Origin of the sequence: Sandaracinus amylolyticus, from assembly GCF_021631985.1 — a bacterium.
GTDB classification, from domain to species: Bacteria; Myxococcota_A; Polyangia; order Polyangiales; family Sandaracinaceae; genus Sandaracinus; species Sandaracinus amylolyticus_A.
Genome location: NZ_CP070225.1, coordinates 10,303,859 through 10,317,722, shown reverse-complemented (window position 1 = coordinate 10,317,722; position 13,864 = coordinate 10,303,859). Strand labels below are relative to the sequence as shown.

Below are 13,864 nucleotides of genomic sequence, written 5' to 3'. Positions count from 1 at the left end.
GCTCTGCGCCGGCGAGCCGATTTTCCTTGGACAATCTCTCAGCGACAGACCTCGACCGATCCCGGAGGCGGCTCGTAGGGGAGCACCGTGTTGTCGGTGATCACCCACGACGAGGGCGGGGGCGGCAGGAAGAGCGGCGTGTCGGTGTAGACGACGTTGTCGGTGAGGGTCAGGCCCGTGATCGTCGTGGGGCTCACGACGATCGGGCCGTTGATCCCGCTGTAGTGGATCGTGCTGCGGACGACCCACGCGCGGTCGATCGCGTCGCCGGGCTCGTTGCCGAGCATGATCCCGGTGCCGACGAGCGTGCTGTCACCGAGGTACATGCGCCCCGAGACGCCGTGCACGCGCCAGTTGTGCTTGCCGGGGTTCGTGAGCGTCGTGTGCGCGACGACGCCACGGAGCGCTTGGTGGAAGCGGAGCGTCGCCTCCGGACCTGCCGATCGCAGGACGCTGTGCGCGATGATCACGTCCTCGGTCTGCAGCGGGGCGATGAGGCCGGTGAAGAGCGAGTAGCGCGCGGCGCTCACGTCGGCGCCGAGGATCGCGATGCGACGACCGTGGAGGAAGAACGCGGTGTCGGACGAGCGCACGGTCACGCACTCGATCGACACGTCGCTGACCATCAGGTGCTCCTGCGGCACCTGCGGCGACGTGTTGAAGTCGATCGGCAGCCAGATCTGGATCGTGTCGTAGGTGCCGCCGACGATGCGGATGCGGCGCTGGCTCCACGCGATCAGGAGCGACTCGATCGAGGCGTCGGGATCGAGGCGCAGCTCGACGTTCGAGCCGCGGATCGTGTAGGTGCCCGCGTGCGCGCCGTGGACGCGCACGGTCACGTTCGAGCGGAGGTCGAGCGCGGTGCGCAGCTCGGCATCGGTGGAGACGTCGATGACCGAAGTGGTCACCGGGAGCTCGGGCCAAGCGAGCGCGGCGAGCTCGGACGGAAGCGCGCCCAGCTCGCGACGCGCGCACGGACAAGCGAGCCCGCCGCCGTCGGTCGCGGCGTCGCGCGCGGCGTCGGCGATCGCGGCGTCGATCGGCGTGGTCGCGGCATCGCGACCGGCGTCGCGGCCAGCATCGATGCCCGCGTCGATCGGCGTGACCGCGGCGTCGCGGCCCGCATCGATGCCCGCGTCGCGGCCGGCGTCGATCGGAGGCGGGCCCGCGTCCACGGCGCCGGCTCCGCTGTCGTGACGCCATCGCCGCCGCGACTCCTCGTGGCTCACGCCGGGGTCGCCGGCCTCGCAGCCGAGCGCGAGGAGCGACGCGAGGATGCAGCACGATGGAGCGTGCGATCGCAGCGTGGGCATGCGAACGGATCTCGGTGCGGCGCGCGCGGGCTCAACGCCCGCCACCGGCGCGAGGTCGCTCGCCACGTCGAGCCGGTGGGATCCTCGCGCTTCGTGACCCGTCGCTCGTGGCAGTGCCGAGTTGGCAGCGCGGCCCCGCGTGGTAGCACTCAGGCTTCGTGAGCGTCGCAGTCCGCGCCCGCACCGTCCGCGCCCGCGTTCCCACGGTCTCGCTCCCCGCGACCGAGAGCGGGCTCCCGATCCGCGTGTTCCGCTGCGACGGATCGCGCGTCGTGCACCACGCAGGGCCGCACGCGCATCGCTTCTTCGTGATGGTCTACGCGGCGCGCGGCGTGTGCCGGGTGCGCACCGGAGACGGGGAGCTCGAGCTGCGCGCGGGCGACCTTCACCTGCTCTTCCCGGGCGAGCCCCACGATCCCACGCCGCTCGAGGGCTACGAGGCGTGGGTGGTCGAGTTCACGACCGACGCGCTCGGCGCGCAGGACGGGCCCGGTTATTTCGGCAACGCGGGCGGACGCCCGCGCTGGGTCGGCTTCCTGCGGAGCTGCGACATCACCTCGCGACGTGCGCCGGTGCACTGCACGCGTCGCGACGTGATCGAGCGGACGATCCGCGATCTCGCGCGCGAGCTCGACGGCGGCGCGCTCGCGCATCGCGAGGCGGCGCGCGCACACCTGCAGCTGCTGCTCGTCGAGGTGCTGCGGATGGTTGCGCCCGCGGAGACTCCGTCCGCGCTCTCGCCGCTCGTCGAGGAAGTGCTCGCGGTGATCGACGCGCGCTACGCCGAGTCGATCTCGCTCGCGACGGTGGCGCGCGCGGTGGGGCGCTCGCCGGCGCACGTGACGCACGTGGTGCGATCGCAGACCGGGCTCACGGTGGTGGAGTGGATCACCGAGCGCCGCATGGAAGAGGCGCGGCGGCGGCTGCGTGACACCGACGAGGACGTCGCGATCGTCGCCGAGCGGATCGGGTACCGCTCGACGAACCACTTCATCCGGCAGTTCCGGCGCGCGCACGAGCTCACCCCCGGCGCGTGGCGCCGCGCGCGCAGCGAGGGCGGGAGCGAGCCGCCGACCTCGCGCCGAGGCCGATCGATCGCGAAGTCGATCCTGCCGTTCTAGCCCACGCCCGAGCCCGGCGAGGTGCCGACGGCGTCCCCTCGCAGCGGGTCGCGGTCGAGGCCTTGAGCTTCCTCATCGTGGCCGTAATTCGCCGCGGGGTGGGGACTCCAGTCGACCGCGTGGGCGACCGACCGATCTACGTCGCTCGCTGGGGGCTGGCGATCACCATCGTGCTCGCCGTCGCAGCACCCGCCGCGGCGCAGCGCCGAACGCTCTCGCTGCCCGAGGCCGTCGAGCTGGCGATCACGGCCCACCCGGCGGCACGACGCGCCGTCGCGTCCGAGCGTGCCGCGCGCGCGGGCGTGCGGATCGCGGAGAGCGCGCTCTGGCCGCGGATCGACGTGTCCCTCGCCCTGCAGCGCGCGACCGGGAACGTGGTGCCCGGCACGGTGCTGGCGCTGCCTTCGATCCCCGGCCTGTCGGGACCGCCTCAGGAGGTGCAGTTCGACGAAGGCGTCTGGGGCAGCGGGATCGGTGGCGCGGCATCGTTCGACGTGGGCGCGTTCCCGCGGCGCGAGGGCGAGCGCGATGCCGCGCTGGCGGACCTCGATGCGCGGGCCTCGGACGCCGATGCGACGCGCCTGGAGATCGCGGCGCGGGTCGCTCGGGCCTACGTCGACGTCGTCGCGGCGCAGGCGCAGCGACTCGCGGTCGCGGCGTGGCTCGAGCGAGCGGCGACGTTGGTGCGCGTGACCGACGCGCTGGTGGAACAGGAGCTGCGACCTGGCGCCGACGCGGCGAGGGCACGCGCCGAGCAGGCCGCAGCATCGGCGCTCGAGGCGCGCGCAGCGCAGGCAGAGCTCGTGGCTCGCGCCGCGCTGTCCGCGGAGCTCGGGGATCCCGGCCTCGACGTCGAGGTCGACGCGTCGGTGCTCGATGATCTCGTCGTCTCGCGGCGCACGGCGCAGCACGGGATGCACGCGCTGGAGCGCGCGCGGCGATCCGAGCTCGAAGCCGCGCGTCTCGTGCGCCGGAGCCAGGTGCTCGCGTACGTCCCGCGCATCGAGCTCGTCGCGGCGCTGTGGGCGCGCGGGAGCGGCATCGACGCACCCAGCCGCGCATCGGACCTCGGCGACGCCGCGGGTCTCCTGCCCAACGTGCCCAACTGGGCGGTCGGTTTCGTGCTCTCGTACTCGCTGCTCGATCTCCCGCTGCTCGATGCCCGGCTCGAGCAAGCCGACGCGCGGGTGGAGGAGGCGGACGCCGCGCTCGAGGCGCAGGTGCTCGAGCTCCGTGCGCTGAGCGCGCAGGCCGACGCGCGGCTCGAGGGAGCGCGCGGGATCGCGACCGCGGCGCGCGCGGTCGTCGCGTCGTACGAGGTCGCGCTGACCCAGGCCGTCGCGCGCTTCGAGGCGGGGCTGACGACGATGCTCGACGTGGTCGACGCGCAGCGAGCGCTCGCGGAGGCGCAGCTCGAGGAGGTCACGGCGCGCGCCGAGGTGCTCCGTGCGAGCTACGACCTCGCGTTCGCCGCGGGAGACCTCGACGCGTTCCGCGCCCGCGGGGAGGACTGAGGTGCCGATCGTCCTCGTCGCGCTGAAGCGACCGTACACCGTGCTCGTCGCGATGATCGCGATCCTCGTCGGTGCCGCGCTCGCGGTGCGGCGCGCGCCGGCAGACATCTTCCCGACGCTGAACGTCCCGGTGATCTACGTGGTCCAGCCCTATGCGGGCATGACGCCGACGCAGATGGAGGGACAGCTCGTCAGCTACTACGAGTACCACTTCCTCTACGTCGCGGGCGTCGAGCACGTCGAGTCGCAGTCCATCCAGGGGATGGGCGTCATCGAGATCGCCTTCCACCCCGGCACCGACGTCGCGCAGGCGATGGCGCAGGTGACGGCGATGGCGTTCCGCGCGATCTCGTTCATGCCGCCGGGGACGCTGCCGCCCTTCATGGTCCGCTTCGACGCGGGCTCGATCCCGGTCGGACAGCTCGTGTTCTCGAGCGAGGGCCGGAGCGAGGCCGAGGTCCAGGATCTCGCGCTCAACCAGGTGCGGCCGCTCCTCGCGACGTTGCCCGGGGTGTCGGCGCCGCCGCCGTCGGGCGGACGCGTGCGGACGATCGTCGGGTATCTCGATCCCGAGCGCATGCGCGCCTACGGGCTCTCGGCGGACGACGTCGCGCTCGCGGTCGCGCGCGCGAACCCGACGGTGCCCGCGGGCAATCTGCGGGTCGGCGATCTCACGAACATCGTCGAGACCAGCGCGATGGTGGCCCGGCCCGCGGATCTCGCGGACGTGCCGGTGCGCACCGGCAGCGGGCCGACCGTGTTCGTCCGCGACGTCGCGCGGATCGAGGACGGCGCCGACGTGGTCTCCAACGTCGCGCTCGTCGACGGGCGGAGCACCGTGTACATGCCGGTCACCAAGCGCGCGGATGCGTCGACGCTCGACGTGGTGCGCACGGTGCGCGACGCGCTGCCTCGGATGCGAGCGCTGGTGCCGGACGACGTGCGGATCGAGCTCGAGTTCGATCAGTCCTCCTACGTCCAGCACGCGATCGTCGGGCTCGTCGAGGAAGGACTGCTCGGCGCGCTGCTGGCGTCGCTGATGGTGCTGCTCTTCCTGCGCGACTGGCGCTCGGCGCTGATCGTCGTGCTCACGATCCCGACCTCGGTGCTCGCGGCGGTGGTCGCGCTGCGGCTCACCGGGCAGACGGTGAACGTGATGACGCTCAGCGGCCTCGCGCTCTCGGTCGGCATCCTGGTCGACGAGGCGACCGTCGCGATCGAGAACGTCCACACCCATCTCGGCCGCGGGGAGGAGCCGCGCCGCGCCGTCGTCGACGCGATGCGCGAGGTGACGCTGCCGCGCCTGCTCGCGATGCTCTGCGTGCTCGCGGTGTTCATTCCGGTGTTCTTCGTGACCGGCGTCGCGGCGTCGCTCTTCCCGCCGCTCGCGCTCGCGGTCGGGCTCGCGATGATCGCGTCGTACCTCGTCTCGACCGCCGTGGTGCCGGTGCTCTCGGTGTGGCTCGTGCGCGCGCCCCGGCGGTCCGGGCGCTTCGATCGCGCGAGAGAGAGATACCGGCGCGGCATCGCGAGCGTGGTGCGCTGGCGCTGGCTCGTCGCACCGGTGTACCTGGTGATCGCGATCGCGGTCATCGCGGGGCTCGCGCCGCGGCTCGGCACCGAGCTCTTCCCGCGAGTCGACGCCGGACAGATGCAGCTCCGCATCCGTGCGCCCGCGGGAACGCGCGTGGAGCGCACCACCGAGATCGTGCGCGAGGTCGAGCGCATGGTCCGCGAGGAGGCGGCCGGGCGCGGCGTGCGCATCGCGCTCGCGAACATCGGGAGCCCTCAGTGGACCTTCCCGGTCAACGCGGTCTACGTCTTCAACGCAGGCCCGCACGAAGCGACGCTCCTCGTCGCGCTCGGCGGGGCACGCGAGCCGCGGCTTCCCGAGCTGCAGGCCCGGCTGCGGCGGCGCTTCGCGGACGAGCTGCCGGGCGTGCGCGTCTCGTTCGAAGCAGGCGACGTGGTCTCGCAGGTGATGAGCTTCGGGGCGCCGACCCCCGTCCTCGTGACGGTCACCGGGCGCGATCTGCGCGCGGTGCGCGCACACGCCGAGCGGATCGAGGCCGAGCTCGCGCGCGACGAGGCGCTGGTGGACGTGCAGATCCCGCTCGCGCTCGACTACCCGGCGGTGCGGGTGGACATCGATCGCGAGCGCACGGGACAGCAGGGCGTGACCACCGAGAGCGTGGCGCGCGCGGTGGTGGCCGCGACCTCGTCGAGCGTGCTCACGACGCCGATCTTCTGGACCGATCCCGCGAGCGGTCAGCCCTATCGCGTCGCGCTCCGGGTGCCCGAGGCCGAGATGCGCGCGAGCGCCGATCTCCTCGCGCTGCCGATCGCCCAGCACATGGGGAGCGCTCGCCCGACGACGCTCGGCGACGTCGCGAGCGTGTTCCCGACGACGACGCCGGGCGAGCTCGATCGCTACGACAACCAGCGCACGATCGGCATCTCGGCGAACGTCGCAGGGCGCGATCTGGCCGACGCCGCGGCGCGGGTGCGCCGGGCCCTCGCGCGCGCCGGGGAGCCGCCGCGCGGGCTCACGGTCGCGGTGCACGGGCAGATCGAGCAGGTCGAGGCGATGGTCGCGAGCCTGGAGGAGGGCCTCGCGCTCGCGGTCGTCGTCGTGCTGCTGCTCCTCGTCGCGGCGTTCCAGAGCGTGCGCGAGCCGCTCGCGGTGCTCTCGACGGTGCCCGCCGTGCTCGCGGGCGTCGTGCTCGCGCTCGCGATCAGCGGCACGACGCTGAACATCCAGTCGATGATGGGAGCGATCACCAGCATCGGCGTCTCGGTGGCGAACGCGGTGCTGCTCGTGACGTTCGCGCGCGACCGGCGGGCCGAGGGGCTCGATCGTCTCGAGGCCGCGACCACCGCAGCAGCGGCGCGGCTGCGCCCGATCCTGATGACGAGCCTCGCGATGATCGCGGGCATGCTGCCGATGGCGCTCGCGCTGGGAGGCGGCGGTGAGCAGTCGTCGCCGCTCGGGATCGCGATCATCGGCGGGCTCGCGGCGTCCACCGTCGCGACCCTGGTGGCGCTGCCGGCGATCGATGCGCTGATCGCGCCGCGCAGGACCGGGTCGTCGTCGCTCTTGCCCGAGGCGCTCGAGGAGACCCCGTGAAGGGCCGAGCGGACGTGATGCTCGTGATCGCGTTGCTCACGGGGTGCGGCGCGGACGAGACGCCTGCGCCGCAGGAGCCCGCGAGCGCGCCACCGAGCGTCGAGGTCGTCCGCGTGCGCCACGAGATGCTCGACACGACGATCGCCCTGCCCGGAGAGCTGGAGGCGTTCGAGCGGGTCGACCTCCACGCGCGCGCCGAAGGGTTCGTCGATCTCATCGAGGTGGATCGCGGATCGCGGGTGCGCGAGGGAGAGATCGTGGTGCGCCTCGCGGCGCCCGAGCTGCGCGCGCGGCGCGCGGGCGCCGAGGCACGGCTGCGCGGGCAGCAGGCGACCGCCGACCGACTGCGCGCTGCGGCGCGTACGCCGGGCGCGGTCGCGGGGCACGACGTCGAGCTCGCGGCGGCATCCGAGGCCGCCACGTCGGCGGAAGCGCGCTCGCTCTCGGCGCTCGAGAGCTACCTCGTGGTGCGCGCGCCGTTCGACGGGATCGTGACCGAGCGCTGGGTGCATCCTGGCGCGCTGGTCGGGCCCAGCGGCGATCGCCCGCTGCTGCGCGTCGAGGACGTCGCTCGCCTCCGCTTGGTCGTCGCGGTGCCGGAGTACGCGACGAGCCACGTGGAGGAAGGCTCCGAGCTCGCGTTCCGCGTGCGAGCCCATCCGGGGCGAGCGTTCACCGGCCGCATCGCGCGTTCCGCGCACGCCGTGGATCCCGCGACCCGCACGATGCCGATCGAGCTCGACGTGGAGAACACGAGCGGCGCGCTCGCGCCCGGCATGTACGCGGAGGTCGAGTGGCGCGTGAGCCGCGACGAGCCCTCGCTCCTCGTCCCCGGTCGTGCGGTGGTGCAGAGCACGTCGGCGATCTTCGTGATCGCGGTGCGCGACGGTGCGACGCGCCGAGTCACCGTGGAGCGCGGGCTGCCGCGAGGCGAGCTCATCGAGGTGTTCGGCGAGCTGCGGAGCGACGACGTGGTGGTCGCGCGGGGGCGCGAGGATCTCGCCGACGGAGCGGCGGTGACCCCGCACGAGGCCGGGCTCACCGCTCGCGATCCGCGATGATCACGGACGATCGATCCCGACCAGCGCGTGCAGCGTGGCGCGTGCGCCCGCGAGCTGCGCGACCGCGAGCGCGTGCGCGACCGTCGCGTCGAAGCGCTCGCGCTCCGCGATCAAGAGATCGAGCTGCGTCGCACGCGCGACCTGGTAGCGCTCGCGCGCGTCGTGCACCGCGCGCCCGCTCGCCTCGAGCGCGATGGCCGCGGCCTCGACCCGTGCGCGCCCGGCCTCGACGCGGTTCCAGGCCTCGACGACCGCGGTCTCCGCCGCGATCCGCACCGCGTCGGCGCGGGCCTCGGCCGCCGCGAGCTCGTGCTCGGCGGTGGAGAGCGCGGCGGGTCGCGCGAAGTCGAAGGTCCACTGGGCGACGACGCCGACGCTCCACAGCGACTCGGGCTGGAAGCCCGCGGCGTTCGTGTAGCGCTCGCGCGCGAAGGCGCGCAGCACCGGGAGCATGCGCTGCCACGCCGACTCGCGACGGCGCGACGCAGTGCGCGTGGCCTCGCGCGCGGCGCGCAGCGCGGGGATCTCGTCGAGCATCGCGCGGTAGTCGTCGAGCGGGCGCTCGGCGGCGAGATCGACGTCGAGGCTCGCGCGCGTCGCGTCGGGCTCGAGGCCGCTCGCCGCGAAGAGCGCCTGTGCCGCGATGCGCTCCTCGAGCGTCGCGTTGGTGTGCGCCTCGCGCGCGAGCCCGACCTCGACGTCGGCGCGCGCGACGTCGAGCGCGGGCGCGACCCCCGCGTCGTGGCGGCGCCCCACGTCCTCTCTCGCGCGCTCGGCGACCCGGAGGCGCTCCGCGCTCGCGTCGACCACCGCACGTGCGCCGACCACGCGATGCCACGCGACGATCACCGCGACGCGCGCGCGATCCTCCGCGGCGCGCGTCGACTCGTGCGCTCCGTCGGCATCGGACTCCGACGCGTCGAGCGCCGACCACGCGGCGACGTCGACGAGCGGCACGTCGAGCTGCACCGCGGCGTCGAATTGATCGTAAGGAAGGATCGTCGCGGTGAGCACCGAGCCGTCGGGGCTGGTGCGCTGGGTGCGGACCTCGACCTCGTTGCGCTGGTAGCCGAGCAGCGCGCTCACCGAGGGAAGCAGCGCAGCACGCGCCTCGTCGATCCGGCTGCGCGCGGCGGCCTCGTCGTGGCGCGCCGCGCGCACCGCGGGCTCGTACGAGGACGCAGCGTCGAGGAACTCGGAGAGCGGCTGCTGCGCCGAGGCGCGCGACGCGACGAGCAGCGTCGCGAGCACGAGCATCGATCGCGTCATCGCGGCGCTCCACGCTCGACCGGCGTGACGATCGCTCCGTCGACGAGCCCGTCGGGCGCGGAGAGCACGACACGATCGCCGGCGCGGACCCCGCTCGCGATCTCGAGATCACGCCCGCGATCCCGCGCGATCTGGAGGCGCTGCAGGTGCGCGTGATCCTCGGCGTCGACGACCCACGCCGAGGGGCCCTCGTTGGTCGTCACCAGCGCGCGCGCAGGCAGGAGCGCGGCCTCGTGCACCCGCGGCACGCTGAGGCGCGCTCGGAGGTACATGCCCGCGAGCAGGCCCGGCGAGGTCGGGACCTCGATCTCGATGCGCATCGTGCGGGTCGCGGGATCGAGCCGCGACGCGGTGCGCGCGACGCGTCCCGTCGCGACCACGCGCTCGCCCTCGAGGATCTCCGCCTCGAGCCCGATCGACACCGCGGGCGCGTGCTCCTGCGGGACGTCGACCACCACCTCGACCTCGGGCCGCGCGATCTCGAAGAGCACCGTCGCGTTCGCCGCGGCGAGCGCGCCGCGATCGATCGCACGCGCGGTCACGATCCCGTCGAAGGGCGCGACGATGCGCTGGTATCCGCGCAGCGCCTGGAGCCGCCGCAGCTCGGCGCGCGAGGAGTCGAGCGAGGCGCTCGCGGTGCTCAGCGAGAGCTGCGCGTCGTCGCTCTCCTGTCCCGTCACCACGCCCTGCGTGGTGAGCGTCGTGGTGCGCTCGGTCGACGCGCGGGTGAGCGCGAGGCGCTGCTCGGCCTCGCCGAGGCGCGCGCTCGCGGCGCGGATCTCCTCGTCGCGCTCGGGCGCGCCGAGCTCCGCGAGCAGCTGTCCCGCGCGCACGTGATCGCCGAGATCGGCGTGCAGCGCGCGCACGAATCCGTCGGCGCGCGCGATCACCGCGATCGTCTCGGCGGGGTCGCTCGTCGCGGGCAGCGTGATCGCGAGCTGGGGCGGCGCGGCCTGCACCGCGTCGATCAGCACGCGCGGCGGCGCGGCGCGCTCCGCCTCCTGCGCCGCGAGGCGCGCCGCCCGCTCGGCGCGCGGGATCCACCCGAGCACGCCGCCGCCCGCGATCACCGCGATCGCGGCCAGCACGCCCAGCACGCGCCCCACCGGCGACGTCGGGGCCTCGGTCCGCAGCTCTCCGTCCATGTTCGTCAGCTCTCCGTGCGCAGCGCGGGAAGGGGTCCGTCGAGATCGGGGTCGTGCTCGTGCACGGGCGCGCGGCGTCGCACGACCGAGTAGACGACCGGCACGATCAGCAAGGTGGTGAGGGTCGAGCCCGCGAGGCCGCCGAGCGCGGCGCGCGCGAGCGTCGCGTTCATCTCGCTGCCCTCGCCGAGCCCCAGCGACATCGGGAGCATGCCGAGGAACATCGCGAGCGCGGTCATCACGATCGGGCGCAGGCGCGTGCGCCCTGCTTCGAGCGCGGCGTCGATCGAGCTCGCGGCGTGAGCGCGCGACTCGTTCGCGAAGGTCACGAGCAGCGTCGCGTTCGAGGTCGCGATCCCGATGCTGGTGATCGCGCCCATCATCGACGGCACGTTGAGCGTCGTCTGCGTGACCCAGAGCGACGCGACGATGCCCACGCCCGAGCCGAGCACCGCGACGAGCACGATCGCGGGATCGACCCACGAGCCGAAGTTCACGACCATGAGCGCGTAGACGATCAGCGCCGCGCAGAGCAGTCCGAGGCCGAGCCCGTGGAACGCCGACTCCATGCTCGCAGGCTGACCGCGCAGCGCGATCGTCACGCTCGGCGGGAGGTCGGCGCGGTGACGCGCGAGGATCGTGTCGATGCGCTCGGTGACGCTCGCGAGATCCGCGTCCTGCAGGCTCGCGCGCACGTTGAACGTGGGCTGCACGTCGACCTGGCTCGCGACCACCGGCGCGGTGCGTCGCGAGAGCTCGGCGAGATCGCCGACCAGCTGCGGGCCCGCCTCGGTCGCGAGGCCCAACGTCGAGAGATCGTCGGCCGACGACGTGAGCCGCTCGGGGATGCGCACCACCACGGGGTACGCGTTGCCGGTGCGGGGATCGGTCCAGTAGTTCGGGTTCGTCACGCCGCTCGTGCCCACCGCGAGCAGCACGCTCGACGCGACGTCGCGCTGGGTGAGCCCGACCTCCATCGCGCGCGCACGATCGACCTCGAGGTGCAGGCGCGGCGCGTCGATCACCTGCTGCAGCCGCACGTCGACGAGCCCCGGCACCTCGCTCAGCTCGGCGCGGATCGCGCGCGCCGCGGCGAGCGCCTGATCGCGGTTGAGGCTCGCGACCTGCACGTCGATCGGCGCCGGGATCCCGAAGCTCAGGATCTGCGTCATGATGTCGGCCGCCTCGAAGTAGACGGTCACGTCGGGCATGCGCCGATGGACCTCCTCGCGGATCGCGCGCCGGTAGTCGTCGGTGCTGCGCGCGCGGTCGTGCGCGAGGTCGATCAGGATCTCGCCCTCCGACGTGCTGGTGCTCGTCGTGTCGGTGATCGCCATCGTGTAGGGCGCGGGCAGCCCGATGACGTCGAGGATCCGCTCGCGATCGTGGGCCGGGACCACCTCGCGCACGATCGACTCGACCGACGCGAAGATGCGCTCGGTCTCCTCGATGCGCGTGCCCGCGGGCGCGCGCACGTGGAGGCGGATGCGGCCCTGATCGACGGTGGGGAAGAAGTCGCGTCCGAGGTGCGGCACCAGCGCGATCGCGCCGGCGACGACGATCACGAACCCGCCGATCGTGAGCGCCGGACGCGCGAGCAGCGCCGCGAGCGTGCGCCCGTAGCGCGTGCGCATGCGCTCGAACGCGCGCTCCACGACGCCGTTGATGCGCGCGAGCGGCGAGGTGCCGTGCCCGTGCGGCGCCTCGTCGCGCAGCATCGCGCGCATCATCGTCGGCACGACGGTGCGCGAGAGGAAGTACGACGCCATCACCGAGAGCCCGACCGCGAGCCCGAGCGGGAGGAACAAGAAGCGCGGCGGTCCCTCGAGGAACACCAGCGAGACGAACACGATCGCGATCGAGAGCGACGCGACGAACGCGGGCGTCGCGATCTCCTGCGCGCCGTCGAGGATCGCGCGGGTGAGCGTCTTGCCCATCGCGCGGTGGCGGTGGACGTTCTCGATCTCGACCGTCGCGTCGTCGACCAGGATGCCGATGGCGAGCGCGAGCCCGCCGAGCGTCATCACGTTGATGGTGTGGCCCATCGCGCGCATCGCGAGCGCGGCGACGAGCACCGAGAGCGGGATCGACGTCGCGATGATGATCGTGCTGCGCCAGCTCCCGAGGAACACGAGGATGAGCAGCGCGGTGAGCGACGCCGCGATCGCGCCCTCCACCACGAGCCCGTGCACCGCCTCGGTGACGAAGCCCGACTGGTCCGAGACGACGTCGATCTCGAGCCCCTCGGGCGCGACCGCCTGCAGCCGCGGGATCATGTCGCGCACCTGCGCGACGATGTCGGTGGTCGATGCGTCGCCGTTCTTCAGGACCGAGAGCACGATCGCGCGGCTGCCCTCGCGGCGCGCCACGTTGGTCTGGGTCGCGTAGCCGTCGTGCACGAACGCGACGTCGCGCACGAAGATGGTGCGCCCGTCGCGCCGCGCGATCGGCACGTCGTTGAGCGCTTCGATCGAGGTCGCGCTGCTGTTGAGGCTCACGCGCAGCTCGAGCTCGCCCATCTTCGCGGTGCCGGTGGGCAGCGTGAGGTTCTGCAGACCGACCGCTTGGGTGACGTCGCCGGGCGAGATGCCCCGCGCGCGCAGGGCGTCGGGATCGAGATCGACCACGACCTGGCGCGGCGCGCCGCCCGCAGGCACCGGATAACGCGAGCCGCGGATCGATCCGAGCTGCTGGCGCGCGGTGCGGTTCACGAAGTCGAAGATCTCGGCCTCGGAGAGCGTGTCGCTCGAGAAGCCGAGCTGGAGCACCGGCACGCTCGACGCGTCGTAGCGCACGATGATCGGCGGCTGGGTGCCGGGTGGCATGAGCCGCACGATCGTCTGCATGATCGCGGTGACCTGCGCGGTCGCCGCGGCGACGTCGGTGCCCTCGTGGAAGTAGATCTTGATGACCGACGCGCCGTCGAGCGTCTGGCTCTCGATGGTGCGGATGTCCGCGACGTTGCCGGCGATCGCGTACTCCGCGGAGCGCGTGATCTGCTGCTGCATCTCGGGCACCGGCAGGCCGGAGTAGACCCACACGACGCTCACGACCGGCAGATCGACGCTCGGGAAGATGTCGGTCGGCGTACGCCGGATCGTCTCGACGCCGGCGACGACGATCAGGAGCGCCAGCACCGCGAAGGTGTGTGGCCGGCGGAGGGCGAGTCGAACGATCCACATCGCGCGCTGGCTTCTAAGGCGCGCGAGAGGGACCGCGATGGTCGCGCGGCGATGCGTGATCACCCGATCTTTCGATCGCGATGTAGGCAGGGCGGCGGCGAGCTCTTTACACGTCGGCTACGCTCGATCGCC

General features: G+C 73.2%; 8 protein-coding genes. 4 read left to right on the top strand and 4 right to left on the bottom strand.

Annotation, left to right across the window (positions count from 1 at the left end):
- Positions 1-38: 38 nt before the first annotated feature.
- Positions 39-1,313, bottom strand: coding sequence for a hypothetical protein (locus tag I5071_RS43885; protein WP_236519384.1), 1,275 nt, complete (start codon positions 1,311-1,313; stop codon positions 39-41).
- A 158-nt stretch (positions 1,314-1,471) separates the two neighbouring features.
- Here I5071_RS43885 and I5071_RS43880 point away from each other — a divergent pair, with 158 nt between their 5' ends.
- The 4 genes from I5071_RS43880 to I5071_RS43865 all read left to right on the top strand — a co-directional run bounded on the left by I5071_RS43880 (position 1,472) and on the right by I5071_RS43865 (position 8,136).
- Positions 1,472-2,434 (top strand): AraC family transcriptional regulator, encoded by a 963-nt coding sequence (locus I5071_RS43880; RefSeq protein WP_236519383.1) that lies wholly within the window; start codon positions 1,472-1,474, stop codon positions 2,432-2,434.
- 62 nt (positions 2,435-2,496) lie between these two features.
- Positions 2,497-3,948, top strand: a complete 1,452-nt coding sequence (locus I5071_RS43875) for a TolC family protein (RefSeq protein WP_236519382.1) — start codon at positions 2,497-2,499, stop codon at positions 3,946-3,948.
- 1 nt (position 3,949) lies between these two features.
- The gene (locus I5071_RS43870) at positions 3,950-7,075 is read left to right on the top strand and encodes an efflux RND transporter permease subunit (protein ID WP_236519381.1); all 3,126 of its coding nucleotides are present in this window, start codon (positions 3,950-3,952) and stop codon (positions 7,073-7,075) included.
- Positions 7,072-8,136 carry an efflux RND transporter periplasmic adaptor subunit gene (locus I5071_RS43865; protein WP_236519380.1) on the top strand — a complete coding sequence of 355 codons (1,065 nt, stop codon included), beginning with the start codon at positions 7,072-7,074 and terminating at the stop codon, positions 8,134-8,136. The genes I5071_RS43870 and I5071_RS43865 overlap by 4 nt, the downstream gene beginning before the upstream one ends.
- Here I5071_RS43865 and I5071_RS43860 read toward each other — a convergent pair whose 3' ends face one another.
- Genes I5071_RS43860 through I5071_RS43850 form a run of 3 tightly spaced genes read right to left on the bottom strand, consistent with a single transcriptional unit; the run spans position 8,137 to position 13,732 of the window.
- A complete protein-coding gene (locus tag I5071_RS43860) occupies positions 8,137-9,405 on the bottom strand; it encodes a TolC family protein (RefSeq protein WP_236519379.1) in 1,269 nt (422 codons plus the stop codon). It lies immediately after the preceding gene.
- Positions 9,402-10,550: an efflux RND transporter periplasmic adaptor subunit gene (locus I5071_RS43855; protein ID WP_236519378.1), complete on the bottom strand. Its 1,149-nt coding sequence runs from the start codon at positions 10,548-10,550 to the stop codon at positions 9,402-9,404. Before I5071_RS43855 ends, I5071_RS43860 begins: the two co-directional genes overlap by 4 nt.
- Before the next feature lie 5 nt (positions 10,551-10,555).
- Entirely contained in the window at positions 10,556-13,732 is a 3,177-nt protein-coding gene (locus I5071_RS43850) for an efflux RND transporter permease subunit (RefSeq protein ID WP_236519377.1), read from the bottom strand.
- Between the last annotated feature and the right edge of the window lie 132 nt (positions 13,733-13,864).

Bases quoted from the DNA above. Each gene is read 5' to 3' on its own strand.
- I5071_RS43860 (WP_236519379.1), bottom strand. From the start codon at position 9,405: ATGACGCGATCGATGCTCGTGCTCGCGACGCTGCTCGTCGCGTCGCGC.
- I5071_RS43855 (WP_236519378.1), bottom strand. From the start codon at position 10,550: ATGGACGGAGAGCTGCGGACCGAGGCCCCGACGTCGCCGGTGGGGCGC.
- I5071_RS43850 (WP_236519377.1), bottom strand. From the start codon at position 13,732: ATGTGGATCGTTCGACTCGCCCTCCGCCGGCCACACACCTTCGCGGTG.
- I5071_RS43885 (WP_236519384.1), bottom strand. From the start codon at position 1,313: ATGCCCACGCTGCGATCGCACGCTCCATCGTGCTGCATCCTCGCGTCG.